At 63.3% G+C, this 24679-nt stretch carries 19 protein-coding genes and 1 tRNA gene; 11 read left to right on the forward strand and 9 right to left on the reverse strand.

Annotated elements, in window-relative coordinates:
- Positions 1-209: 209 nt before the first annotated feature.
- The 5 genes from AIOL_RS18340 to AIOL_RS18360 are packed head-to-tail and all read left to right on the forward strand — an operon-like array spanning position 210 to position 3975.
- The gene (locus AIOL_RS18340; protein ID WP_049644317.1) at positions 210-776 is read left to right on the forward strand and encodes a histidine phosphatase family protein; all 567 of its coding nucleotides are present in this window, start codon (positions 210-212) and stop codon (positions 774-776) included.
- Positions 773-1543, forward strand: a complete 771-nt coding sequence (gene phnK, locus AIOL_RS18345; protein ID WP_049645530.1) for a phosphonate C-P lyase system protein PhnK — start codon at positions 773-775, stop codon at positions 1541-1543. Before AIOL_RS18340 ends, phnK begins: the two co-directional genes overlap by 4 nt.
- 37 nt (positions 1544-1580) lie before the next feature.
- Positions 1581-2261: a phosphonate C-P lyase system protein PhnL gene (gene phnL / locus AIOL_RS18350; protein ID WP_049644318.1), complete on the forward strand. Its 681-nt coding sequence runs from the start codon at positions 1581-1583 to the stop codon at positions 2259-2261.
- Position 2262: 1 nt separating this feature from the next.
- On the forward strand, positions 2263-2823 hold the full coding sequence (phnN, locus tag AIOL_RS18355; RefSeq protein WP_049644319.1) for a phosphonate metabolism protein/1,5-bisphosphokinase (PRPP-forming) PhnN: 561 nt from the start codon (positions 2263-2265) through the stop codon (positions 2821-2823).
- A gap of 12 nt (positions 2824-2835) precedes the next feature.
- Complete coding sequence (locus tag AIOL_RS18360; RefSeq protein ID WP_049644320.1) at positions 2836-3975, forward strand: alpha-D-ribose 1-methylphosphonate 5-triphosphate diphosphatase; 1140 nt, start codon at positions 2836-2838, stop codon at positions 3973-3975.
- 81 nt (positions 3976-4056) lie between these two features.
- On the opposite strand, the gene purD is transcribed toward AIOL_RS18360, so the two are convergent.
- Entirely contained in the window at positions 4057-5325 is a 1269-nt protein-coding gene (gene purD / locus AIOL_RS18365) for a phosphoribosylamine--glycine ligase (RefSeq protein WP_049644321.1), read from the reverse strand.
- A gap of 267 nt (positions 5326-5592) precedes the next feature.
- On the opposite strand from purD, the gene xseA reads away from it, so the two are divergent.
- Positions 5593-7152: an exodeoxyribonuclease VII large subunit gene (gene xseA, locus AIOL_RS18370; RefSeq protein ID WP_049644322.1), complete on the forward strand. Its 1560-nt coding sequence runs from the start codon at positions 5593-5595 to the stop codon at positions 7150-7152.
- A gap of 73 nt (positions 7153-7225) precedes the next feature.
- Here the strand turns inward: xseA and AIOL_RS18375 are convergent, their stop codons facing one another.
- The 3 genes from AIOL_RS18375 to AIOL_RS18385 form a co-directional block, all read right to left on the reverse strand.
- Positions 7226-7993 (reverse strand): hypothetical protein, encoded by a 768-nt coding sequence (locus tag AIOL_RS18375; protein WP_049644323.1) that lies wholly within the window; start codon positions 7991-7993, stop codon positions 7226-7228.
- 133 nt (positions 7994-8126) lie between these two features.
- Entirely contained in the window at positions 8127-9461 is a 1335-nt protein-coding gene (locus AIOL_RS18380; protein ID WP_049644324.1) for an ammonium transporter, read from the reverse strand.
- 24 nt (positions 9462-9485) lie between these two features.
- Complete coding sequence (locus AIOL_RS18385; protein ID WP_049645531.1) at positions 9486-9824, reverse strand: P-II family nitrogen regulator; 339 nt, start codon at positions 9822-9824, stop codon at positions 9486-9488.
- A gap of 264 nt (positions 9825-10088) precedes the next feature.
- Here AIOL_RS18385 and AIOL_RS18390 point away from each other — a divergent pair, with 264 nt between their 5' ends.
- Positions 10089-12263: a transglycosylase domain-containing protein gene (locus AIOL_RS18390; RefSeq protein WP_082152675.1), complete on the forward strand. Its 2175-nt coding sequence runs from the start codon at positions 10089-10091 to the stop codon at positions 12261-12263.
- 398 nt (positions 12264-12661) lie between these two features.
- Here the strand turns inward: AIOL_RS18390 and AIOL_RS18395 are convergent, their stop codons facing one another.
- The 3 genes from AIOL_RS18395 to uvrB form a co-directional block, all read right to left on the reverse strand.
- Positions 12662-12970, reverse strand: a complete 309-nt coding sequence (locus tag AIOL_RS18395) for a hypothetical protein (protein ID WP_049644325.1) — start codon at positions 12968-12970, stop codon at positions 12662-12664.
- A gap of 103 nt (positions 12971-13073) precedes the next feature.
- A complete protein-coding gene (locus AIOL_RS18400) occupies positions 13074-14045 on the reverse strand; it encodes a DUF4268 domain-containing protein (protein WP_082152676.1) in 972 nt (323 codons plus the stop codon).
- 1 nt (position 14046) lies between these two features.
- A complete protein-coding gene (gene uvrB / locus AIOL_RS18405) occupies positions 14047-16224 on the reverse strand; it encodes an excinuclease ABC subunit UvrB (protein WP_049645533.1) in 2178 nt (725 codons plus the stop codon).
- A gap of 388 nt (positions 16225-16612) precedes the next feature.
- Here uvrB and AIOL_RS18410 point away from each other — a divergent pair, with 388 nt between their 5' ends.
- From AIOL_RS18410 to AIOL_RS18425, 4 genes are all read left to right on the forward strand, one after another.
- Positions 16613-16924: an ETC complex I subunit gene (locus AIOL_RS18410; RefSeq protein ID WP_049644327.1), complete on the forward strand. Its 312-nt coding sequence runs from the start codon at positions 16613-16615 to the stop codon at positions 16922-16924.
- 63 nt (positions 16925-16987) lie between these two features.
- Positions 16988-19501, forward strand: a complete 2514-nt coding sequence (locus tag AIOL_RS18415; protein ID WP_049644328.1) for a tetratricopeptide repeat protein — start codon at positions 16988-16990, stop codon at positions 19499-19501.
- Between the two features lie 122 nt (positions 19502-19623).
- Positions 19624-19700: transfer RNA gene (locus tag AIOL_RS18420), tRNA-Arg, on the forward strand.
- A gap of 261 nt (positions 19701-19961) precedes the next feature.
- Positions 19962-20156, forward strand: coding sequence for a helix-turn-helix transcriptional regulator (locus tag AIOL_RS18425; protein ID WP_049645534.1), 195 nt, complete (start codon positions 19962-19964; stop codon positions 20154-20156).
- A 148-nt stretch (positions 20157-20304) separates the two neighbouring features.
- On the opposite strand, the gene AIOL_RS18430 is transcribed toward AIOL_RS18425, so the two are convergent.
- Entirely contained in the window at positions 20305-21351 is a 1047-nt protein-coding gene (locus AIOL_RS18430) for an IS30 family transposase (protein ID WP_200898767.1), read from the reverse strand.
- 631 nt (positions 21352-21982) lie between these two features.
- Complete coding sequence (locus AIOL_RS18435; protein WP_049644329.1) at positions 21983-24670, reverse strand: hypothetical protein; 2688 nt, start codon at positions 24668-24670, stop codon at positions 21983-21985.
- Between the last annotated feature and the right edge of the window lie 9 nt (positions 24671-24679).

Below are 24679 nucleotides of genomic sequence, written 5' to 3' on the forward strand. Positions count from 1 at the left end.
CTTGGCGCCCCAATTTTCTTGCAAGAAAATTGCCGGAATTTTCCAAAATTCCGCCACCGCGAGAAACAGATGACACCTCTTCTATCCGCTAAAGACATCGCCAAGGCCTACGGTCGGCAAATCGGCTGCGCTGACGTTTCCTTTGATCTCTCTCCTGGTGAGGCCATCGGCCGCCTGCGCGCACCCGTTGCCTTTTCTGGAGACGAGGCATGAAGGTGATCTTCCTGACCCATGCCGAGGTGATCATCGACCCTGACACCCCCGTGCCGGACTGGCCTTTGAACGACCTGGGGCGCGCGCGGCATGCCCGCTTTGCCACCGATCCGGCCTTGCAAAGCGTCGGCACGATCTTTTGCTCTGCCGAGCGCAAGGCACGTGATGCGGCCGAGATCACCGGCGCGGTCCTGGGCGTAGCGCCACGCATCCGCCCGGCTCTGGGTGAGAATGACCGCAGCGCCACGGGTTACCTGCCCGGACCCGAATTCGAGGCCACAGCCGACCTGTTCTTTGCCAATCCGCAAGACAGCATTCGCGGATGGGAACGCGCGGTGGATGCGCAGGCGCGCATCGTCACTGCCGTCCGGGAGGCGCTGGCGGAGCCGCGCTCTGAGGGCGACGTTCTTATCGTGGCGCATGGCGGTGTGGCCACACTGCTGCGCTGCCATCTGGCAGGGATCCCGATCTCACGCGCGCAGGATCAATCGGGCGGCGGCGGCAACTGGTATGCTTTCGCCCCGGACATGACCTCCGCGGCAACCGAATGGAGGGCCATATGACACCTCTTCTATCCGTCAAAAACATCGCCAAGACCTACGGTCGGCAAATCGGCTGCGCTGACGTTTCCTTTGATCTCTTTCCTGGTGAGGTCATGGGCATCGTCGGCGAGAGCGGCTCGGGCAAGTCAACCCTCTTGAATTGCCTGGCCGGGCACCTCGCCCCTGATCGGGGCGAGGTTCTCTTTGACACCCGCGCCGAGGGACTTCGGGACACTGTGACCATGTCCGAACCTGCGCGGCGGATGCTGGCGCGCACCGACTGGGCCTTTGTACATCAGAACCCGCGCGACGGGCTGCGCATGGGCGTCTCGGCGGGCGGCAATGTGGGCGAGCGGCTGATGGCCGTGGGCGCGCGGCATTACGGCGAGATCCGCGAGACCGCGCTGGACTGGCTGGACCAGGTCGAGATCGACGGCGCGCGCGTGGACGACCGGCCCTCGACCTTCTCCGGCGGGATGCAGCAGCGGCTGCAGATCGCGCGCAACCTGGTGACGGGGCCAAGGCTGGTCTTCATGGACGAGCCCACCGGCGGCCTGGACGTCTCGGTGCAGGCGCGCCTGCTTGACCTCTTGCGGGGCCTTGTGCGGCGGCTGGGGCTCTCGGCGATCATCGTCACCCATGACCTCGCCGTGGTGCGCCTGCTGGCGGACCGGCTGATGGTGATGAAATCCGGCCACGTGGTCGAATCCGGCCTGACGGATCAGGTGCTGGACGACCCGCAGCACGCCTACACCCAATTGCTGGTGTCGAGCGTGTTGCAGGTGTGAGCGCAATGCGTATTTGGAACAAGGTGAAGGGGCAGTCATGATCGAACTCACGGACGTCACCAAGTCGTTCACCCTGCACAATCAGGGCGCGGCGGAGATCCCGGTGATCACCGGCGCGGGCTTCTCCGTGGCGCCGGGGGAGTGCGTGGCGCTCACCGGCGCGTCCGGGGCGGGCAAGTCCACCCTGATGCGGATGATCTACGGCAACTACCTGGCGCAGGCGGGCTCGATCCGCGTGGGCGGGGTGGACGTTGCGCGCGCCGCGCCACGGGAGATCCTGGCCCTGCGGCGTCAAACCCTTGGCTACGTGACGCAGTTCCTGCGCGTGGTGCCGCGGGTGCCCACGGTCGAGGTCGTGGCCGAGCCCCTGCTGGAGGTCGGCACGCCCAACGAAGACGCCCGTCTTAGGGCAGAGGAGCTGTTGCGCCGGCTGAACATCCCGCAACGGCTCTGGGCGCTCTCGCCCACCACCTTCTCGGGCGGCGAGCAGCAGCGCGTAAACGTGGCCCGCGGCTTCGCGCACCAATTCCCGGCGATGCTGCTGGACGAACCAACCGCCAGCCTGGATGCCGAGAACCGCAACACCGTGCTTGAACTGATCGAAGAAGCCAAGGCCGCCGGCAGCGCCATAGTGGGGATCTTCCATGACGCGCCCGCCCGCGACCGCGTGGCGGATCGCGAGATCGACGTGGGCGCCTTCACGCCCAAGGCCGCCTGAGATGGGCGGGCGGTTCATCGCGGTCGTGGGTCCGTCCGGCGTCGGGAAGGACACGGTGATGCAGGCTCTGGTGGCGGCGGACGCGCGGCTTGGCCTGGTGCGCCGGGTGATCACCCGGCCCGCCGAGGCGGGGGGCGAGGATTTCGTGGGCGCAACCGAGGCGGACTTCGCCAAGCGCGAGGCCGCCGGAGAGTTCGCGCTGTCCTGGCCCGCCCACGGGCTGCGCTATGGCATCCCCAATTCCGTCCGGGCCGATCTGGACGCGGGGCGCATCCTGTTGGCGAACCTCTCGCGCAAGCGGTTGACCGAGGCCGCGGCGGCCTTCCCCGGCATGCTGGTTCTGAACCTAACCGCCGCGCCCGAGGTGCTGGCCGCCCGGCTGGCCGCGCGGGGCCGCGAGACCGAAGAGGACATCGCCAAGCGGCTCACCCGCCGGGTCGCGCTGCCCGAGGGGCTGGACGTGCTGACCCTCGACAATGGCGGCGACCTTGAGGACACCGTGCGCGCCGCGCTGTCACATATCTTTGCCGATCGGGCGCTAGACACGCCCGAACACGCCTAAGGACCGAACGACATGACCACCGAGACCTGCCTCGCCAATGCTGAGCTTGTGCTTCCCACTGAGACCATCCGCGGCAGCATCCTGTTCCGCGATGGGCTGATCGCCGAGATCAACGAGGGGCGCGCCGTGCCCGCTGGCGCGGTGGATTGCGGCGGGGATCACGTCGCGCCGGGGCTGGTGGAGCTGCATACCGACAACCTAGAGCGCCACCTCTCGCCGCGCCCCAAGGTCAACTGGCCGCATTACGCCGCGATCATGGCCCATGACCGCGAGCTGGCCTCCACCGGGATCACCACCGTCTTTGACGCGCTGCGTGTGGGCTCGAATCCCAGCCGCGGCAGCTACCCCAAATACGCCCGCGAGGTCGCCACCGAGATCATGGCCCTGCGCGCGCGCGGCGCGCTGAAGATTAGCCACCACCTGCACCTGCGCGCCGAGATATGCTCGGAGACGCTGACCGCCGAGCTTGGAGAGTTCGACGACAGCGACCGCGTGGGCATCGTCTCGCTGATGGACCACACGCCCGGGCAGCGCCAGTTCCGCGACGTCTCGAAGCTGGAGGTCTACTACAAGGGCAAGCACGGGTTCTCTCAGGCGGAGTTCGAAGAGTATATGGCCTATCTGCGCGGCGTGTCGGCACAGAATGGCGCGGCGCACACCGCGGCGACCGTCTCCGCAGCCGCGCGCTTTGGCGCGACGCTGGCGAGCCATGACGACACCACGACCGAGCACGTGGCGGCCTCCAAGTCGCACGGGGCATCGCTGGCGGAGTTCCCAACCACCGAGGACGCGGCGCAGGCCTGCCGCGCCGAGGCGATCCAGGTGATCATGGGCGCGCCGAACCTGGTGCGGGGCGGCTCGCATTCCGGCAATGTCTCGGCCCAGGCGCTGGCAGAGCAAGACTGCGTCGACATACTATCGTCGGACTACATCCCCTCCTCGCTGCTTCTGGGCGGTGCGCAGCTTGGCCAGCTTTGGGGGGACATGGCGCGCGGCATCGCGACGGTGACCAAGAACCCGGCCGAGAGCGCGGGGCTGGCGGATCGCGGTGCCTTGGAATTGGGCCGGCGGGCGGATGTGATCCGGTTCGATTTGGCGGGCACGACCCCCGTGCTGCGCGCGGCTTATGTGCAGGGCGCGCAGGTCGGCTGAGCGCGGCCACTTTCCTTGCAAGGAAAGTGCAAATCTCTTGGAAGAGATTTGGGCCCGCCCAGAGTGTCTGTTCCGTCTTTCCTAATCGGACAGCGCTCGCCAGCCGATGTCGCGCCGATGCACGCCCTCGGGCCAGTCGATCTGGTCGACCATCGCATAGGCGCGGTCCCGCGCCTCTTGCAGGGTCGCCCCCCGTGCGGTGACGTTCAGCACGCGCCCGCCATTCGCGGTCACCTTGCCATCAATCTCCTTGGTGCCGGCGTGGAAGACCATGTTAGAGGAATCCTCTGGCAGCGCGTCCAGGCCGCCGATCACCGAGCCCTTCTGGTAGCCGCTCGGATAGCCCTCCGCCGCCATGACCACCGTCATCGCGTGGTCGTCGGCCCAGTTCACCTGCGCCTCGGCCAGGCGCGCCTCGGCGCAGGCCTGCATCAGGTCCAGCGCCTGCGCGCCAAGCCGCATCATCAAGACCTGGCATTCGGGGTCGCCCCAGCGGGCGTTGTATTCGACCAGGCGCGGCGCGCCGTCCTGGACCATCAGCCCCACATATAGCACGCCCTGATAGGGCATCCCGCGCTTGGACATCTCGGCCACGGTCGGCTTAACGATCTCCTGCAGCGCGCGGTCCGCCACCGCGCCCTCCAGCACCGGGGCGGGGGAATAGGCGCCCATGCCGCCGGTGTTCGGCCCGGTGTCGCCCTCGCCGATGCGCTTGTGGTCCTGCGAGCTGCCCACGGGCAGCACGGCCTCGCCGTCGCAGAGCACGAAGAGCGAGCCCTCCTCGCCCTCCATGAACTCCTCGATCACCACCTCGGCCCCGGCCTCGCCAAAGCTGCCGCCGAACATGTCGTCGATGGCGTCCAGCGCCTCGGCCTCAGTCATCGCCACGATCACGCCCTTGCCCGCGGCCAGCCCGTCGGCCTTGACCACGATGGGCGCGCCCTGCGCTTTGACATAGTCGCGCGCGGGTGCCGCCTCGGTGAACCGCGCCCAGGCCGCCGTGGGCGCGCCGCAGGCGTCGCAGATCTCTTTGGTGAAGCGCTTGGAGGCCTCAAGCTGCGCGGCCTCTTGGCTGGGCCCGAAGACCAGGATCCCCGCCGCGCGCAGCCGGTCCGACACGCCCGCCGCCAGCGGCGCCTCCGGCCCCACGATCACAAAGTCGATGCTTTGCGCCAGGGCGAACTCCGCCACCGCGCCGCCGTCGTTGATGTCCAAGGCGGCGCATTCGGCGAGCTGCGCGATGCCCGCATTGCCCGGCGCCACGATCAGGCGGTCGCATTTTGGGTTCTGCTTGACCGCCCAGGCGAGGCTGTGCTCGCGGCCGCCGCCGCCAAGGATAAGGATGTTCATCTGTTGCTCTCCATTTGGCGGCCTGCTCCTCGCGCCCTGAGCGGGCAAGCCCGCTTGTCGGGCCCTCCTCGCAGCGAGGACGCCCGCAAGGCGCGGAGGAGCCTTTCCCTTAACGCAAGGGCGTTCTAGTCTTGGCACAAGAGCAGCACAAGACCGGCATATATGTGGTCCTACCGCTTCGCTACTTGAGGACGTGATGTCGTCCTACCGCTTCGCTACTTGAGGACGTGATGTTGTCCTACCGCTTCGCTACTTGAGGACATGTGCATGGATCTAATCGACGACCCCACCCCCGGCTCCAACACGCCCGAATTCACCGTCGGCGAGATCGCGGGCGCGGTCAAAAAGCTTGTCGAGGCAGAGCTCGGCTGGGTCCGCGTGCGCGGCGAGGTGGGCCGCGTGGTGCTGGCCCGCTCCGGGCATCTTTATTTTGACCTCAAGGACGACCGCAACGTCCTTAGCTGCATGACCTGGAAGGGCCAGGTGCCAGGGATCGGCGTGATGCCCGAGGAGGGCATGGAGGTCGTGGCCGAGGGGCGCATGACCGCCAGCGGTTTCCAATCCAAGTTCTCGCTGAACGCCCAGCACGTCGCCGTGGCGGGCGAGGGCGCCCTGATGGCGCTTTTGGAGAAGCGCAAGAAGCAGCTCGCCGCAGAGGGGCTCTTTGACGACGCCCGCAAGCGCCCGCTGCCGTTTCTGCCCGAGGTGATCGGGGTGGTCACCAGCCCGCAGGGCGCGGTGATCCGGGATATCTTGCACCGGTTGCGGGATCGCTTCCCACGCAAGGTGCTGGTCTGGCCCGTGGCGGTGCAGGGTCAGGCCTGCGCGCCAGAGGTCGCCCGCGCGATCGAGGGCTTCAACGCGCTGACGCCTGGCGGGGCCCTGCCCCGACCGGATCTGCTGATCGTCGCCCGCGGTGGCGGCTCCATCGAGGACCTCTGGGGCTTCAACGAGGAAATCGTGGCCCGCGCCGCGGCGGCCTCCGAGATCCCGCTCATCTCCGCCGTGGGGCATGAGACGGACACGACCCTGATCGACTTCGTCTCGGATAAGCGCGCGCCTACGCCCACGGCAGCGGCGGAGCTGGCGGTGCCGGTGCGCCTAGAACTGCTGGCCTGGGTCGAAGCGCAGGGCGCGCGGGTCTCTGGGGGGCTGAGCCGTTTGATCCAGCAGCGCAAGACCCGCCTAGCGGATCTGGCGCGGGCCCTGCCGCGTCCCGAGGGGCTGACGGCCTCGGCACGGCAGCGTCTGGACCATATGGACGCGCGCCTGCCGCAGGCGCTCACCGCCGCGGCGAGCAAGAAACGGCTTCGGCTAAGCGAAGTAGCTGGCGCATTGCGGCCGCAGGCCTTGCGGCAGGGCCTGAGCGAGCGCGCGCGCGCCTTGACCACGGCAGCGGAACGCCTGGCCGCCGGCCACGCCCGCCAGGACAAGCGCCGCCGCGAGGTGCTCGCCACGCAGTCCAGCCGTCTTCGCCCCGAACGCCTGGAGCGCGACCTGGTCCGCGCTGGCGAAGCCTTCACCCGCTTGGAACGGCGCTTTGCCGCGGTCGCGGGCACGCAGACCGCCACCTGGCGTAGGCAGCTTGAGGGGCTGGAGAGGCTGCGCCTCTCTATGGGCTATGAGGCCACGCTAGAGCGCGGCTATGCCGTCGTGCGCGACGGCGAGACCGTTGTGACCAGCAAGTCCGGGGCCGAAGAGGCCAGCGCGCTGGAGATCCAATTCTCTGACGGGCGGTTCTCGGTGGGCGGCGAGCGACCAAAACCGGCGCCGAAACGCGCGACAAAGCCGAGCCCGCCCGATGAGGAGCAGGGCAGCCTCTTCTAGAGAGCGAAGGCGCGCGCAGGGAGCATTGGCCGAAACCTGCCGCCCTAAAGGCACGCACGGCTAACTCAACGGATCAACTCTGCGGGAACAGCCGCTTCATCTCGGCCTCATATGACGCCCAAGAGATCGTCGCGTAATTCCCGGCATAGCCGTGGTAATGCGACGTGCCCTTGGAGGTGGGCAGCCCGGCCCAGACCTTGGCAAGGTTGTTCATGAACTGCACGCGGGTCAGCTTGCCCGCGCGGAACTTGCCGAACCCGGCATTGGCCATCAGCAGGTCCGCCATGCGGTCCTGCACCTGCGGCGAGAACACCACGCGCCCGTCCACCCCAAGCTCGGACACAAGGTAGCGCAGCGTGCTGGGGATGATCTGGTAGCGCCCGATGGCGTGCGGCTGCCCCGGCGTGGCCTTGATCCAGGCGAAGATCTCGGAAATCGTCATTTGCGTGGGCCGCTTGCCGGGCTTGATCCGCGCGCCGTGCTGCACCGCGTTATAGCCCGCGGCCCCGGCCTCTGCCGAGGCGATGAGATCCCGCAGTCCGGTCACGCCCGGCGCCCGCTGCCCCGACAGAATTCGCTTGGCGGGCTGGTTCTCACGCTCAGGGAGGGGGGCGAAGAAGGTGCCGACGTCGCGGTCCAGAAACAGGCTGGCGCGACCCATGGGCTGGTCGGGCGGCAGGCTGGCCTGTTGCGGCATCGGCGCGGCGGCGCCCGAGAGGTTCACCAGCGGCGCGCGCGCGCCCGTGGCGTCTGGGTCTATCAGCAGCGAGAACGCCGCAGCGCAATGCGCCCACAGCGCCATGAAAACGAATGTTAGAAAGGGTTTCGCGCGTTGACGCATCCTGGGCCTTCTGGCGGTTCATGCTCTGCTCCGACGCAGTAAGCCCCAAGGGTTTAGATATGGTTCCCATCGCAACAAAAAAGGCCCGGGCGCGAACGCCCGGGCAAGTGTCAACCAGTCTCTTGGGAGGAGATTAAGTGGTTGAGAACTCTGGATAGGCCTCCATGCCCAGCTCGGAGGTGTCGAGGCCGTTGATCTCGGCTTCCTCGTCAACCCGGATGCCCGTGACGAGCTTCAGGATGTACCAGACCACACCGGAGGCGACGAAGGTGAACACACCCACGACCACGATGGAGTAGATCTGCGTGCCCAGGTTGGCGTCGCCGTTGGTCAGGACCACGGCCAGGGTGCCCCAGATGCCCGCGAAGAGGTGCACCGGGATGGCGCCAACCACGTCGTCGATCTTCAGGCGGTCCAGGAAGGGCACACCGAAGACCACGATCGCGCCGCCCACGGCACCGATCAGGCCCGCCATGAAGAGCGTCGGCGTCAGCGGCTCGGCGGTGATGGACACCAGACCAGCCAGCGCGCCGTTCAGCACCATGGTCAGGTCAACCTTGCCGTAGACCAGCTGCGTCAGGATCATCGCGGCGATGGCGCCACAGGCCGCAGCCATGTTGGTGTTCACGAAGATCCGGCTCACGTCGGCGATGTCGCTGATCGAGCCCATGGCCAGCTGCGAGCCGCCATTGAAGCCGAACCAACCCAGCCAAAGGATGAACGTGCCCAGCGTTGCCAGAGGCAGGTTCGAGCCCAGCATCGGAACGACCTTGCCGTCCTTGTACTTGCCAACCCGGGAGCCCAGGATGATCGCGCCCGCCAGAGCGGCCCAGCCACCCACAGAGTGCACAACGGTCGAACCGGCGAAGTCCAAGAAGCCCATGTTGTCCAGGAAGCCGCCGCCCCATTTCCAGGAGGCCTGCAGCGGGTAGATCACGCCAGTCAGCACGACCACAAAGGCGAGGAAGGGCCAGAGCTTGATGCGCTCGGCCAGCGCGCCCGACACGATCGAGGCGGTCGCGGCACAGAACATCAACTGGAAGAAGTAGTCCGAGCCGGTCGACGCATAGGCATAGTCGTCCACGGCGTCGGCGCCAACGCCCACGGCCTCCATGACCGCCGGGCCCCAAACGCCCGAAAGGATGCCTTCGATCGACCAGGTACCCAGCGGGTACATCAGGTTATAGCCGATGGCGTAGTAGGCGATACAGGCGAAGCCGAAGAGGCCCATGTTCTTGGTCAGCTGCATGGTCACGTTCTTCTGGCGCACCAGGCCGGCCTCGAGCATCGCAAAGCCACAGGCCATGAAGAACACCAGGAAGCCGCCGATCAGGAACAGCAACGTGGTCATGATCCACACCACGTCGGTGGGGACGGCCGCGGGTGCCTCCGCTGCCTCCTGCGCCAGGCCCAACGAGGGCAGTGCCACCATCAGGGCGGCCGCGCTTACAGTCTTTAGAAGTTTCATATCAGGTCCTCGTAATGCGGCGCTCTACAGCGCGTCTTCATTGGTTTCGCCGGTGCGCACGCGCACGGCCTGAGCCACATCGAGGACAAAAATCTTGCCGTCCCCAATCTTGTCGGTTTTTGCCTTGCTTTGGATCGTCTCGACCACCTGCTCCGCAATCGCGTCCGGTACGACGATCTCCAGCTTGGCCTTGGGCACGAAATTCACGTCGTATTCCGCGCCGCGATAAATCTCTGTGTGTCCGGATTGGGCGCCGAAGCCCTTGATCTCGGACACCATCATGCCACCTACGCCGACCTCGGTGAGCGCTTCGCGCACCTCGTCGAGCTTGAATGGCTTGATCGCTGCAATGATCAGTTTCACCCTATTCCCCTTTGACATCAGGTTCCCGAGATACGGGAGGCACTGCCGCAAAACAGCGCTGCAGCGCGGCAACCTCAATGGCGCGCTGCGGCTGGGCGGGGCGTTTCCCGGCCAATCTGCACAAAAATTATACTTTCTGTGCGCAATGGTGAAAAATTGTGCGGAATGCGAATTCGCGCCCTCGCCGCCCGGCCAAGAATCGGGTCCACATTTCCGCGCCGCCGCGCTAAACTGGGTCAAACAACGAAGCCGAGCAGGGCTAAGATGAGCAGTAAGGGTAACGGCACACGTCGCGTGGTGAACACGCGCCGCACGAATGGCGCGGGCGGTGGCAAGGGCTACACGCCCGTTGCGGCGCGAAACAAGGCAAAAGCGAAACCGAAGAAGCCCCGCGGCCCGCGCCGGGCGGCGGCGCCCAAGCGCGGGTTGTTCCGTCGGATCGGTGGCTTCTTTTCGTGGCTGATCTGGCTGGCGGTGTCGCGCGGCGCCATCGCGTTGGCGCTGGTCTCTGGCATCACCATCTGGAACTTCATGTCCGGGATCCCCGAGCTTGAGGATCTGCTCGACAGCCGCACCCGCGGCTCGGTGACGATCATGGACCGCAATGGCGAGGTGTTCGCCTGGCGCGGCAAGCAGTTCGGCGGCTCGATCACCACCGATACGGTGGCCCCGGTGCTGCGCGACGCGGTGGTCGCCACCGAGGATAAGCGGTTCTACCGGCATCTGGGCGTTAGCCCGCGCGGCATAGCCAGCGCCATGCGGATCAACATGCGCGAGGGGCGCCCGCCGCTTTCCGGGCATGGCGGCTCCACGATCACCCAACAGGTCGCCAAGCTGATCTGCATGGGCGTGCCCTATGACAAGGACATCTGGGACAGCGAGCGCGCCTACGAGGCGGACTGCCGCGAGAGCTCGATGTGGCGCAAGCTCAAAGAGATGCATTACGCCGTCGCGATGGAGCTGAAGTTCACCAAGGACGAGATCCTGACGATCTACCTCAACCGCGCCTTCCTGGGCGCCGGGGCGCATGGGTTCGAGGCCGCCGCGCAGCGCTACTTTGGGCGCTCGGCGGCCGAGGTGAACGCACCGCAGGCGGCGATGCTGGCGGGGCTTCTGGTGGCGCCGACGCGTTACGCGCCGACCAACAACCTAGAGCGCAGCCAGGACCGCGCCGCCACGGTGCTCAAGCTGATGCATGAGCAGGGCTATATCACGGACGCGGACCGCGCCACGGCGGCGGCGGCGCCCGCCACGCTGAGCCAGGCGGCGGAGGCCCGTGCGGGGGGCTACTTTGCCGATTGGGTGATGGGGCGCGGACCGGACTTCCTGACGCGGGATACGACCGAGGACGTGGTGGTCAAGACCACCTATGACCAGCGCATCCAGACCGCCGCCGAGGAGGGCCTGCAGGCGGTGCTGGACGCCAAGCTCAAGGAGGGCTCAAAGGCGCAGGCGGCGATTGTGATCATGTCGGCGGACGGCGCGGTGCGCGCCATGGTGGGCGGGCGGCAGTTCAAGGGCGTCTCGGGCGGGTTCAACCGCGCGGTGCAGGCCAAGCGGCAGACCGGCTCGGCGTTTAAGCCCTTCGTCTATGCCACGGCGCTGGATCTGGGCTGGCGGTTCGATGACTTCGTGGATGACAGCCCGCTGACGATCGACATTCCCGGCTCGGGGCCCTGGACGCCCAAGAACTACACGCGCGATTTCCGCGGGCCGGTGAGCCTGACCGAGGCGCTGATCTGGTCGCTGAACATCCCGGCGATCCGGGTCTCCGAGGCGGTGGGGCGCGGGATGGTGCGCACGGTGGCCGAGAGCTTTGGGATCGAGAGCGACCTGGCCTCTGGCCCGGCGCTGGCGCTGGGCACCTCTGAGGCCAGCCTGCTGGAGATGACGGGCGCCTATGCGGGCATCCTGAACGGCGGCTCCTCGGTGCGGCCCTACGGGCTGGTGGACCTGCGGTTCCTAGGCGAGCAGAGCCCGCTGATGACGCAGACCGGCGGGCTAGGGGAGCGGGTGATCTCGCCCCAGGCGGCGCAGCAGCTGATCTACATGATGCACCAGGTGGTCGAGACGGGCACCGGCGGGCGCGCCAAGCTGGACGGCTGGCAGGTGGCGGGCAAGACCGGCACCACGAACAGCGCGCGGGATGCCTGGTTTCTGGGCTTCTCGGCGGATTACGTGGCGGGCATCTGGATGGGCTATGACGACAACACGCCGCTTTCCGGGGTGACGGGGGGCGGGCTGCCGGCGGAGATCTGGCAGGAGGTCATGACCCGCGTGCATGCCGGGCTGCCGCCGCGCACGCTGCCGATGCTCACGCCGGCGCAGCTGCCGCGGGACGTGCCGACGGCGGTGTCTTCGCCCGGCCGCCCGAACCAGGGCCTCGGAAACGCGATCGAGAACGTGCTGGACTCGATCTTCGGCGCCCCAAGGCGATAGCCGCGCCACGTCATCGGCGGGGAGGATGTCGCCGCCGAGCTGGACGCCAAACGCGCCATTGATCAGGGCACGCGGCTGGCCGCCACGCTGTAGGGGTTACCGAGGGGTGAACGGCGCGGGCGGCGGTTTTCGCCGTGGGTCTGCGATTCGGGCGGTTAACGGCTTATTTTGTTGGGAAATCCGCGGTCGGCAAAGCGTCGGCAAAGTGTCGGCCTTGCGTATGGCACTATGTCGGGCAAGGAGCGTGATTAACGGACCGCGCGGTGATGGAAGGTCGTGTGATCGCGGTGGGCAGATTGCCCACCCTACGGCTCGCTGCTTCGGGCCGGGAGGCGGTGTTCTTTTTGATTTGGGTAGAAAGCGCCTGAGGTATCAGACCGTCTGGCGCATCGGGACGATCAGCCGTATCGCGCGCGGGTTCCGAAATCCTCAAAGGATTTCGATTCGCAATCCTTTAAGGATTGCGCGCCCGGCGGAGAGGTCAGCCAACGAATTGGAGCGTTGTTGCAGAAGATGACCAATTGCCCGGAGTTCTCGGCGACGTGAAAGCCTCGGCGAAGGATCTCGGCCATGAAGCGGTCCATCCCTGCGAAGCGCTCCACATCCCGCGCCTTGCGGCGGATCACGCCGCCGGTCATCACGGCTTTGGAGGTAAAGAGGTCTTGTAAGAAGACCTCGGGCGAGAGCGGCGAGTTTCGGTTTTGCATGTCCCGCAGATTGAATTTGTTTTGGTTAAGGCGGGGTAAATTCTGTGGCCAATAGAGAGCGTGCGCCCAAGGCGGTGCATGCTATCACGCACCCCTAGCGCGTTTATTCCAAGCGAAGCTCCTCAATCTCAACCTTTCGACATCTGGTGGAAAATACCCGTCGGAAGTCAGTGAGCCCTTTCAGATACCAGTCAAAAACCTCGTTCCTCTTGTTTGTATCCATTGGATCGATGTTCTCACGTCTCAATGCAATCTTTGAGGCTTTACGATCATCCAATCTTTCCCAGCTCAATTGGTAGCCAAACTCGGCTTCAATTTCCTCGCGACTTTCATTGAAATGCTCAAAGATCAGCTTCTCTGTGTCATTGTGGATGTACAGTTCGACGCCGATTTTCGAATCACGGGCTCCTGCTGTGAGGACTATTGCAAAATCCGCGCGGCCTACAGGAAAGTTCCACCAATGGTCCTTTGGAGGGTTACTTCCTCGCAATCCTGGACTTTTCTCGTCCAAGTATTGGGCGAATTCGGTCCAAAACCCAAGGTACATTTTCTGGCGTTCTGACACGGCCGAACCGCTGATCTGCCGGGATTTTCTACTTAAATGGCGAGTCCACTCATTGGGTTTTGCCACAACATGAAAGAGGGGAGCCATAGGTGAGTTCCCAATTTTGACGAGTTCTAGTTCCACGGCAAAAAACGAAAATTGGTTGCTTGTCTCTTCATTTAACCAGTCGACCGCTGCCCGGTGCTCCTCCCTAACCCTAGTCGATATCCAGATCACTTTTGCAGAAGATCCTAACCCCGCAAGATATGTGAGGATTTGCCCGAGGTGGCTATGATCGGTTTGTGCTAACTGGTTCTCAACCAGGATATAGCCGTCGCGGTCCCTCGCAATAATATCTGCCGCAAAATCTCCGATAGACCGCTCAGTACCCTCAACAACAGCATCATTTAAATGCAATGCGTCAGCTAAAACTTGAAAGTTTGGATCTTCGGCAAGCCATGGAGTAAAATCAGTGGCTTCGTTTGGCCATGCATCTCGCGGGTCCAATCTGTCTATTGTTTTTAGATCCATCTCACCGCCTCTTCCGCTTCACATTCCCACCCCTCTGCCCCGGTCTCCCCGCCGTCGAGCGGCCCTTCGTAGCGACCGCCCCCGCGGCGATGGCGTCGACCGCGGACTGGCGCGCCATGGGGTCGTCGGCGACGGCCAGGTCCACCGCCTCCAGCCGCTTGACCTCGTCGCGCAGGCGCGCGGCCTCCTCGAACTCCAGGTTCTCCGCCGCCTTGCGCATCTCCAGCCGCAGCCCGTCCAGATGCGCCTGTAGGTTCGCGCCCACCATCGGCTTGTCCACCGTCGCCGTCACGCGGCTCATATCCGTGTCGCCCTTGTAGAGCCCCGACAGCACGTCATCGACGTTCTTCTTGATCGTCTCGGGCGTGATGCCGTGCTCTTCGTTATAGGCCATCTGCTTGGCGCGGCGACGGTCGGTTTCCTTCAGCGCGCGCTCCATCGAGCCGGTGATCTTGTCGGCATACATGATCACCCGGCCCTCGGCGTTCCGGGCGGCGCGGCCGATGGTCTGGATCAGCGAGGTCTCGGAGCGCAGGAAGCCCTCCTTGTCGGCGTCCAGGATCGCCACCAGCCCGCATTCGGGGATGTCGAGCCCCTCGCGCAGCAGGTTGATCCCGATCAACACGTCGAAGGCGCCCAGGCGCAGGTCGCGCAGGATCTCGATCCGCTCCAGCGTGTCGATGTCGGAATGCATGTAGCGCACGCGGATGCCCTGCTCGTGCATGTACTCGGTCAGGTCCTCGGCCATGCGCTTGGTCAGGGTGGTCACCAGGGTGCGATAGCCGTCGGCGGCGACGCGGCGCACCTCGTCCAGCAGGTCGTCCACCTGCATCTCGACGGGGCGGATCTCGACCTTTGGGTCCAAAAGCCCGGTGGGGCGGATCACCTGCTCGGTGAAGACGCCGCCGGTCTGCTCGATCTCCCACGACGCGGGGGTGGCCGAAACGAAGACGGACTGGGGCCGCATCGCGTCCCATTCCTCGAACTTCAAAGGCCGGTTGTCCATGCAGGAGGGCAGGCGGAAGCCATGCTCGGCCAGGGTGAACTTGCGCCGGTAGTCGCCCTTATACATGCCGCCGATCTGGGGCACCGAGACGTGGCTCTCGTCGGCGAAGACGATGGCGTTGTCGGGGATGAACTCGAATAGCGTGGGCGGCGGCTCGCCGGGGGCGCGGCCGGTGAGGTAGCGCGAGTAGTTCTCGATCCCGTTGCAGGCGCCGGTGGCCTCCATCATCTCCAGGTCGAAATTGGTGCGCTGCTCGAGCCGCTGCGCCTCCAGCAGCTTGCCCTCGCTGACCAGCTGGTCCAGCCGGGTGCGCAGCTCTTGCTTGATGCTGATCATCGCCTGGTTCAGCGTCGGCCGGGGGGTCACGTAATGCGAGTTGGCGTAGACGCGGATGCGCTCGAACGTGTCGGTCTTGGCGCCGGTGAGGGGGTCGAACTCGGTGATGCCCTCCAGCTCTTCGCCGAAGAACGAGAGCCGCCAGGCGCGGTCCTCCAGGTGGGCGGGCCAGATCTCTAGGCTGTCGCCGCGCACCCGGAACGAGCCCCGGGCAAAGCCCTGGTCGTTGCGGCGGTACTGCTGCGCCACCAGGTCGGCCATCACCTGGCGCTGGTCGTACTCGCCCCCCGCCTTGAGGTCCTGGGTCATCGCGCCGTAGGTCTCGACGCTGCCGATGCCGTAGATGCAGCTGACCGAGGCCACGATGATCACATCGTCGCGCTCCAGCAGCGCCCGGGTGGCCGAGTGCCGCATCCGGTCGATCTGTTCGTTGATCTGGCTCTCTTTCTCGATATAGGTGTCCGAGCGCGGCACGTAGGCCTCGGGCTGGTAGTAGTCGTAATAGCTGACGAAATACTCCACGGCGTTATCGGGGAAGAACCCCTTGAACTCGCCGTATAGTTGCGCCGCGAGCGTCTTGTTGGGCGCGAGGATGATCGCCGGGCGCTGCGTATGCTCGATAATCTTGGCCATGGTGAAGGTCTTGCCGGTGCCGGTGGCGCCGAGCAGCACCTGGTCCTGCTCCCCCGCATTCACGCCCGCCACCAGCTCTGTAATCGCGGTGGGCTGGTCGCCCGCGGGCTCAAACGCGGTCTGCATGCGGAGGACCACCCCGCCCTCAAGCTTTTCGCGGCTGCGCGGTTCAGGGGCCGGGGCATTCAGGATGGGCTCGTTCATGAAGGGTGATTCCTTTCCTGCGCTAGAGTTGATCACTTTTTGTTCTTGTTCAAGCTGCGAGGCCTTGCCCATGCGAACGGGGCCAAAACCGGCGGGCTCAAAGGTGCAAAAATCTAACCCAGCGTGTGCGGGTCAAGAAATTGCAATCATAGCGTCATTTTCGGGTTGCCCCTGTGGATAATCCCGCATACCGTGTATTTGTAAGCAATTACACCTCTGATCGCTGGCCGGGCGCGCGACCCACCCCATCCCACCACCCGACGCGCTTGGCCGGCGATCAACTCCCCCAAAAACCGCCGCGCAGAACGCTCAAATGCGTCGAATTGATCGCTTGCGCCGAGGCCGTGGAATTTGCGATACAGGGCCCGCAACCTCGGAGGCCCGCCCCATGCCAGCTCGTATCTACCAGCCCGCGCGCACCGCCATGTCATCCGGCACGGCCAAGACCAAGCAATGGGTGCTGGAATTCACGCCCGACACCGGGCGCGAGGTGGACCCGCTGATGGGCTGGACCAGCTCGGCGGACACCCAGGCGCAGGTCCGGCTGACCTTCGAGACCAAGAAAGAGGCGCTGGACTACGCCGAGGAGAAGGGCATCACCGCCACGGTGCTCGCCCCGCAAAAGCGCAAGCCCAACATCCGCGCCGGCGGCTATGCCGAGAACTTCGCCACCAACCGCCGTGGGGCCTGGACGCACTAATCGCTTGCCCCAACGCCCTTGGGTGTGGATGACTAACTGCAGTCAGCTTTTGATTGCAGCGATATGCCCGACCAAGCCCAGCGCGATTTCTTTATCAGTTTCACCATCGACGACTTAGAGGTCGCCACGGTCCTCAACGACGCCCTGAACGCGGCGGGGTTCTCGACCTACTTCCACCCCAAAGATATACCGTCCGGAGGACATATCGCCTATTGGATGGAAACCGGGCTGGACCTTGCCCGCCAGTTGATCGCTGTCTGCTCCACTAAATACTTCGCCGAAGAGAAGGTCTATTCCCATGCCGAGCGGCTGGCGAAGTTCTGGCAGGACCCGCTGAACGCCAACCCGCTGATCGTTCCGGTACAGATCGAGGATTGCACCTTCCCGTCCCTGATGGGACCGCTCAAAAGGATCGACCTGCGCGGGAAGCAGGCGCCCGAGATGGGGGCGGCGCTGGTCGCGGCCTTGCAGGAAGACGGGGCAAAGCAGGCGCGGCTACAGGCGGGTGGGCTAACGCTGGACAAGCGGCGCCCGGAGTTCTGGAACGTAGAGGGCCAGCCAAACCCGCTCTTCACCGGGCGGGACACCGAGATGGCGGACCTGCACGAGCGCATCCGCGCGGGTGGGGCCACCGCGATCACCGCCGTGGCGGGCATGGGCGGCGTCGGCAAGACCACCCTGGCGCGGGAATACGCGCTGCGCCACGGCAACCGCGCGCGGTTCGGCGGCGTGTGGTGGATCCCGGCAGAGACCGCGCCGGGCGTCATCAACGCCTATGACACCCTGGCCGAGAAGCTGCCGGATATCGACCGCCAAAAGGACAGCCGCGAGAACGCCATCGCCGTGCGCGACTGGCTGGGCCAGCAACCCTCGGCGCTGCCCTGGCTGGTGATCTTCGACAACGCGCCAAATGCTAAGACGGTGAAGGATTGGCTGCCCCAAGGTTCCGCCAAGGTGATCGTGACCTCTCGCTTTCGCCACTTTGAGAACGTTGCAGAGATGATGCCGCTCGATATCTGGGACGAGGACACCACGACGGAATACCTGCTGCGCCGCGTGGAGAGGGGCACGAAAACACAGGCGCGGTCGCTTGCCAAGCGACTGGAAGGGCTGCCGCTGGCAGCGGAACAGGCCGGAGCCTATCTACGCGAACACGGTGATTGGGACTTCGCAGAGTACGAGGCGCATCTGGTCGATTTGCTTGCGCACGAATATGACAACCTGACCGTGCCGGTAACGGTCATGGCGACTTTTAGTGCGGCCATTGAGGCGGTGGCAAAACGTCCTCACGGCGCGGCCGCGCTGGCGATCTTGAACATCTGTGCGTTCCTGTCGCCGGATGGGGTTGATGTAGAACTGCTGAAAGCGACCGCGAGTGAGTCCGACATCTTGCCTGACCCACCAAGCAGCGCGTTGTCCGATAAATTGGCGGCCAGCGAAGCCTTCAGAGCGCTGACCGCCTTTGCGCTGATGAGATATGGCGAAGAGAGCCCGGCTGGCCCGGTCTTGGTCATGCACCGGCTAATCGGCGAGGTCGCCCGCGCGCGGCTGAGCGAGGAAGAGGCCGAGACCTGGCGGGACGCGGCGATCATGATGATCCGGCGGTTGATGCCGTATCAAGTCGATGATCCCGGTACTTGGCCGCTTTGCGCGCGGTTGGTACCGCATGCCGAAGCGCTGAAATCTCACACTCCCGGCCCCGGCCAATTCGGCGTAGCGCTGGATTACGTGCTGAATCAAGCTGCTCTTTTTCTGAACGCTCGTGGCGATTTTGACGGTGCAATCGATTTGCTTAGGCGCAGTGTAGCGCTGAGTGAGGAATTGCATAAAGACAATGCAAAGGAGCTTGCCACTGCGCTCGGCAATCTCGCGGGACACCTGCAAGAACGTGAAGAGACCTGGGACGAGGCAGAGGCCACCTATCTCCGCGCCTTGAAAATCAAAGAAGAGATATTGGTGCCGAGTGATCCGTCTCTCGCAATCACGCTTTCGAATCTCGGTAACTTACATCGGCGGCGCAAGAATTTCGCCAAGGCGGTGGAGCTGACTGAACGCGCAACGGAAATCGACAAGGTCGCGCTTGGTGAGATTTCGACAAATTATGCAATAGACCTCAGCAATCTCGGCGCCATTTACTATGATTGGGGCAACGAAAGCGGCGACCCAGTGCATCGCAAAAAAGAGGTGGAGTATACCGAAAAATCGGCGGAGATTACCCGTGCCCTGCGCGGCACACGGCACCCAGAGGTGACGGCCCGGCTCAACAATCTCGCTGTCATGTATGCCAATCAGGGCGACATGGCCCGCGCAGCGGAGGACATGGCGAAGGCGGTCGCCATTGACCTTTCGCTCGATCAATTGAGGCACCCAGAGACACAGCGCCACATTGCCGAACTCCTCCACCTCTGGACCGCCTCCGGTCAAAAGTACAAAGCCCAGCGGCTCGCCAGCGGGGACGGCTCTGACATCGTCCCCTATGTCGAGCAGATCGAGGCCGAGCATCGCTCCTGGGTCGCCGAGGACCCCGAGAACCGCGACTTCGGCCCGCCCTCGCCCGTCACCGGCGCCACCAAGTAGCCGCAGACGCCAGCTTATTGATTTGTCGCATGTTCGAACCGCCAAACCGGTACCCACTTTGGCTGAACATGCTCTATGAGCCTTGATTAATCCCGCCCCCTGCCGCAGAACGGCGCGCGAGCGGTCCCTTAGCTCAACTGGATAGAGCAGCTGACTTCTAATCAGCAGGTTCGGGGTTCGAGTCCTCGAGGGATCGCCAAATAAATTATCCGCTAAGCAGACATAACGCCGAGTCTTAGGCTCATCCTAGGCTCAGAAATTGCAATATCTTGTGATGAGCTGGCATGTTCCGCTATGAGTAATTTCACCACAGCGTTGAACCACTTGTTCCGGCGTTTGGGTTCGTGCGTCTCATCGAATCTCTACAATTTCTTGCGCCACTGGATTTTCCTGGGATCACTCGGACCGGGGTCAATCCCACCGGGGCATCGCGATGCTCCTTACTCAAGGAGACATTGTGATGAGGATACTGTCGAAACGCGATCTGAAGGAGGTGGTTTTGTATTCGCAGCAGCACGTGGCGCGATTGGAGAAAGCGGGTCAGTTTCCCAAGCGGATACAACTCGGACCCAATCGCGTAGGTTGGCTGGAAAGCGAAGTGCAGGACTGGATTTCTGAACGGGTGGAGTTACACGGTGACCAAACAAGCTCCTAACGATGCAGCGGCGGCCCGGTTGCGCAAATCCGGGTCGCCGAGTTGTTTGCAGACATTTGATCGACTCGCAGAGAACGCTGACTACAAGCCCGACCCGGCCGTTATGATTTTGTGCTGCGTGCGCTCGCAGCCCGAGAAATGGGTGGATTCAAACGCCAAGTGCAACGTTGTTATTGAAGCGGATTGTGAGCGATTTCCCAAGTTCGTTTAGGAAAGCCTCTGCTGGTGAGCGAAAGCCAAGGCACTTCCGCGGAGTGAGGTTGAGGGTCATGCTGACGTCTTGGATGTCCTCTTCAGTCAGCGCGTCGAGATAGGTTTGTCTTGGCAACCATCGCCTGATGCGACCGTTCCTCGGCTGGCAGGGTATTGCGCAGCAATGTCCTGAGAAGCGGCCTACTAGACCCCGCCTTTTTGCCAGCTTGCATAGGCATCGCAGAAGTATGTCTGCTAATCCGAGCGCGTCCTTGAGCAAGGAATGCCGTGCGATTTCACCGCCATTGTCGAAGGTCACGCTCCGGCGCATTCCTGGGTCGATCTTTGAAAGATTACCCGTAATGGCGGTAGCCGTCTCGGCGGCGGTCTTGCTGACGAGGCGGGTCATGATTGTCAGGCGCGTCTTGCGTTCATGCAGCGCCAGAAGCGGGCGGTTTTGCCTGCAAATCACCGGGTCACTTTCCCAGTGACCCGGTTCTGCGCAATCATTTGCGGCCTGGGAGCGCTCAGAGATAAGGGTCTTGCTTGCAATCTTGTCCTTTGATCTGCGAGCGCGGTGACCCCGGCTGGCTTTGCGGCGAGTCAGATATCTCCAAAGCCTTTGCGTCTTCTGGCCACTGCGGAAGATGACAGTGTAGATGGTTTTTGTGCTGATCGCGCTCAGACCAATCTCGATTCCGCACTTGAGCCAGCCTGCGATCTGCTCCGGTGTCCATCCTTCCGCCAAGCGGTCGAGAACGAATTGCCGCAGGCGACCATCTTTCTCCAGAACGGCCCCGCGCTGGCGGCGGAAACGATACGAACCTTCGGCATAGACAGGCCGGTAAGCACCGTCCTGATGATCGTTGCGTTTGAGTTCGCGGCTCACCGTGGATTTGTCCCGACCAATGGCCGCATCGATGGCTGTCGGACCAAGCCCTTGAGCTCTAAGGTCAGCGATTTGATCTCTTTCGTATGGGGAGAGTTGCGTGTACTTTGACATGGCAACATCGTTTTCTCGTTTGACGACAAGCGGATATCAATTCCGCCAACGATGTTGCACCACACGCCTGAATTCACCCTACACCCTTTTTCCAGAATAAGCTCCAAACGGTCATGAGGTGGCGCAAAATCGGGCCGTCGTCTGCTGCCATACGCAGACCTAGAACAACCGACAGGATACCTTGAATCGGAAGACATCGTAACGACTTATTAGTTGAGAAAACATAGCTGTCGGGCACAACGACAGCGCATGAGGTAAGCCTCCGCAAAGAGCTGAGGGGAGGTGAGCAGAGATCGAACTGGTTCTGGCAGGACTGGCTCTATTGCTCACCTATTTGAACAACCGGGACACACGATAGCCGAAAGTGACGTGTCGGTTCGCCGACCCGTCACATAAGCGGGAAGATCAGCCCAGATAAATTCCATGCTGTTGGTTCTGGCGTTTTACCTAGCTTCCCGCAATTGGGAGCCTTAAAATCGGTGCCTTCGCTGCATCGCTTTCGACGCGCCCATTGGGCTCTTGCCCGCCATGCGGCACTGCAGGCAGGCCGGTATGCATCACGTCTTCAAAAATCCATTCAAGATTATCAACTATTATCTAGAAAGCACCATTCGCCATTGTGGTACACTCCTTACCCATTCTTCTGCGCGCCCCGATAAACACCGAGGATCGCTCGGCAGTCGCGAATGACACTTGGCAGAATTTCGCGGCGTTCAAGGGTATCCACGAGTTGGTTTTGCACAGCCGCAGCTTCGTCGAGCGCACCATTGTCGGCGAGAGATTGCGCGAGCGATTCCGCGGACGCGCGATATTGTATATGCCCAAGCGTTTCGGCGGTTTCCGTTGCGCGTTCCCCGAACATCGACCGCTGCAATTCCAGCACTCTGTCGAGATCCGGGGCGGAAGCCTGCACCCGAAGGTCGGCACGATCATCTCCGATTATCAACCGCTTGAAGCGACGCATGTAAGGGCCTGCAACTCCCAACCGAGCGTGTTGAGCCACTGCAGCGTCGGGCATAGTCTCGATCACTTCCTGCAATACGTCGTTTGCCTTGCTGAGTTCGGGCACACCCTGGAATGCCAACACACGACCGACGTCCTCGTTGAAAAAATCGGGCGCAATGGTGTGCGCTTGCATATGCGAACCGGGGCTTACATAGATCCGCAATACATTCGAGATCAGCATCTCGCCCTCGATCGAAACGGCTGCCTGGACCGAGTAGAATCCAGGTTCGTCGATCAGCCAGCCCCCGGTCGATGCCGCGACGAAATGCGTCGCATAAAGCGACTTTCCAGCCGCAACCTCGGTCGTTTGCAGAGATTGGCAAGCCATCACGAAGGGCCGGTGCCGACGCGTTTTTTCGGCTCCGTCACGGGCGACGGCAATTGCCAAATGGTGCCCATCGGTCAGAATGTCGCTTGGAACCTTGCGTGGCTCGGTCGACGTATTCGTCAACTTCAGTTCCAGGTGCACCGGTTCCATGAACGGAAAGACGTTCCGGTCGCGATTTGGCCGAAGTTCCAGCTGGAAATGCTGCTCGGTCATGTCCGGCGGCGCTTCGAGCCCGTGATTGGATCCCCACCGGGCGCCCCCCATCCGTACGAAATCGCGCGGTGCGTGGCGTAGAAACAGAAGCTCGCGGTCCGAGAACCGAAATTCGAAATCGCTAAAAAACGCCTCTTGGCCGCCGCTCACCCCATAGGGATAATTCATGAAGCTGCGTGCTTCGGGTTCGTTTTTCGCCGTCAGCGGAAAGGCGTCGCCTAGGGCCTTTTCCCAGGAATGCGCCATGTTGAAGCCGTGGCCGATCTCGTGCACAGCGGTCCAAATCTGCATTCGGCGGCGCCAGGCATCCGGGTGCGTTTCGCCAAATGGCGGCCGGGAAATAAAACTGTCGGTGAATATCGCAGTGCCCTGGCGATGATTGCTACCGATATTGTCGAACATGATGCCGCCAAGGTCATCGCCCCTGTCATGCATTGCAGCATAGATGACCCACAATCCCCACTGGGCCTGGTCGTCATAGCGCGACCAGAAGCGCTGCATGGCATTGTGAAGCTCGCTGTTGCTCCAGGTTTCGTTGCTTCCTGCATCCTCTAGCGGAATACTCGAACGCTCCGCCGACATCTGCACGTCAAAGCCAGCCTCGCGGAAGGCTCTTTCAATCGTGACCGCTGCGGCGGGCAGCGTTGCCGGGCGGTTCGGATGGCTGTGTGGGTCGTAGATTTCGTGCACGCGTCCGGCGTTTTCGACAACGTCGACTTCGAATTCTACCTTGTCGAAATACGGGCCTTCATGGGTGACATCGAACTCTGAAATGACGGCAGAGCCCCGGCGCACGACGACATTCACATCACCCGAGGCAGGAAGCACCAGCGTGATTTCGTCGCCGCGAACCAGCCAATCATCACCGGATTGATATATCGGCACCGCCTGGATGCGGCGTCCACCATTTTGCTGGCCGTCGTCCACGACCTCGGCGACCACATGGGTCAACAGCCTGGGAAAGCCCTGGGTGACCTCGAGGCTGAGATGGCCTTGCGCCTGCGGCCCATCCACATCAATGCGCAGAATGGCGGTGGCAAATCCCGACGTGGCGCCGGAAGCGAGGGTGTATCGCCCGTCGGCGTTGGCAGGGACAATGCCGCCGGTTCCTGGTCCGCTGTGCGGGAAGTGGCGTTCGATAAAGGCCATCGCCTCGTCGATATTTCTTTGCCGGTTTTCCAGAATAGACGTGCCGGCATGGACATAGGTGGTGCCGCGCAGCATGTCGGCAACCGAGCGATCCCGGGCAAATCCATCGAGAAGGGCGTTGTCCGGCGGTGGACCGGGCCGGTAATTGCCGCCGAAGAAATAGCCATGAACCACCCCCGCCAGAACCTTTGCCATGCGGCCCCTGTTTCCGGCAATGCCAGGATGCCGGAAGAGCCCGGGATAGATGTCTCTGCCACCGCGCTGCCGGACCACCTTGTTCTTCAGCTGCCCGAGGTAGAGCGCGTAGTGCGTCAGGTTCTCGGTCAGCGAATGCGGCTGTGTCGGGTTCGGCGCGCCGGGGCCATTCCAGAACGTGATGTTTGAGGGCAGCGGCAGCAGGCCGCGCTCGCCCAGCGAATGTCTGCCGTTGATGTCTACATGTCCGCGCGCGTCGATGGCGGCCTCGGCAAAGAAGACCAGCCAGAAGTCATGCGGCGTCAGCGGCTGCAGCGCGGCGCCGTACCGTGCCGCCAGATCCGCGTTTACCCTGTCAAACAGTGCCTGGAGTTCGCTTTTGTTTCGCTCAAGAAATTGGGGTTTCGTCAGATCACGATGTACAAACATAATTACTCT

Origin of the sequence: Candidatus Rhodobacter oscarellae (genome assembly GCF_001078595.1) — a bacterium.
Classification (GTDB): domain Bacteria; phylum Pseudomonadota; class Alphaproteobacteria; order Rhodobacterales; family Rhodobacteraceae; genus Rhodobacter_B; species Rhodobacter_B oscarellae.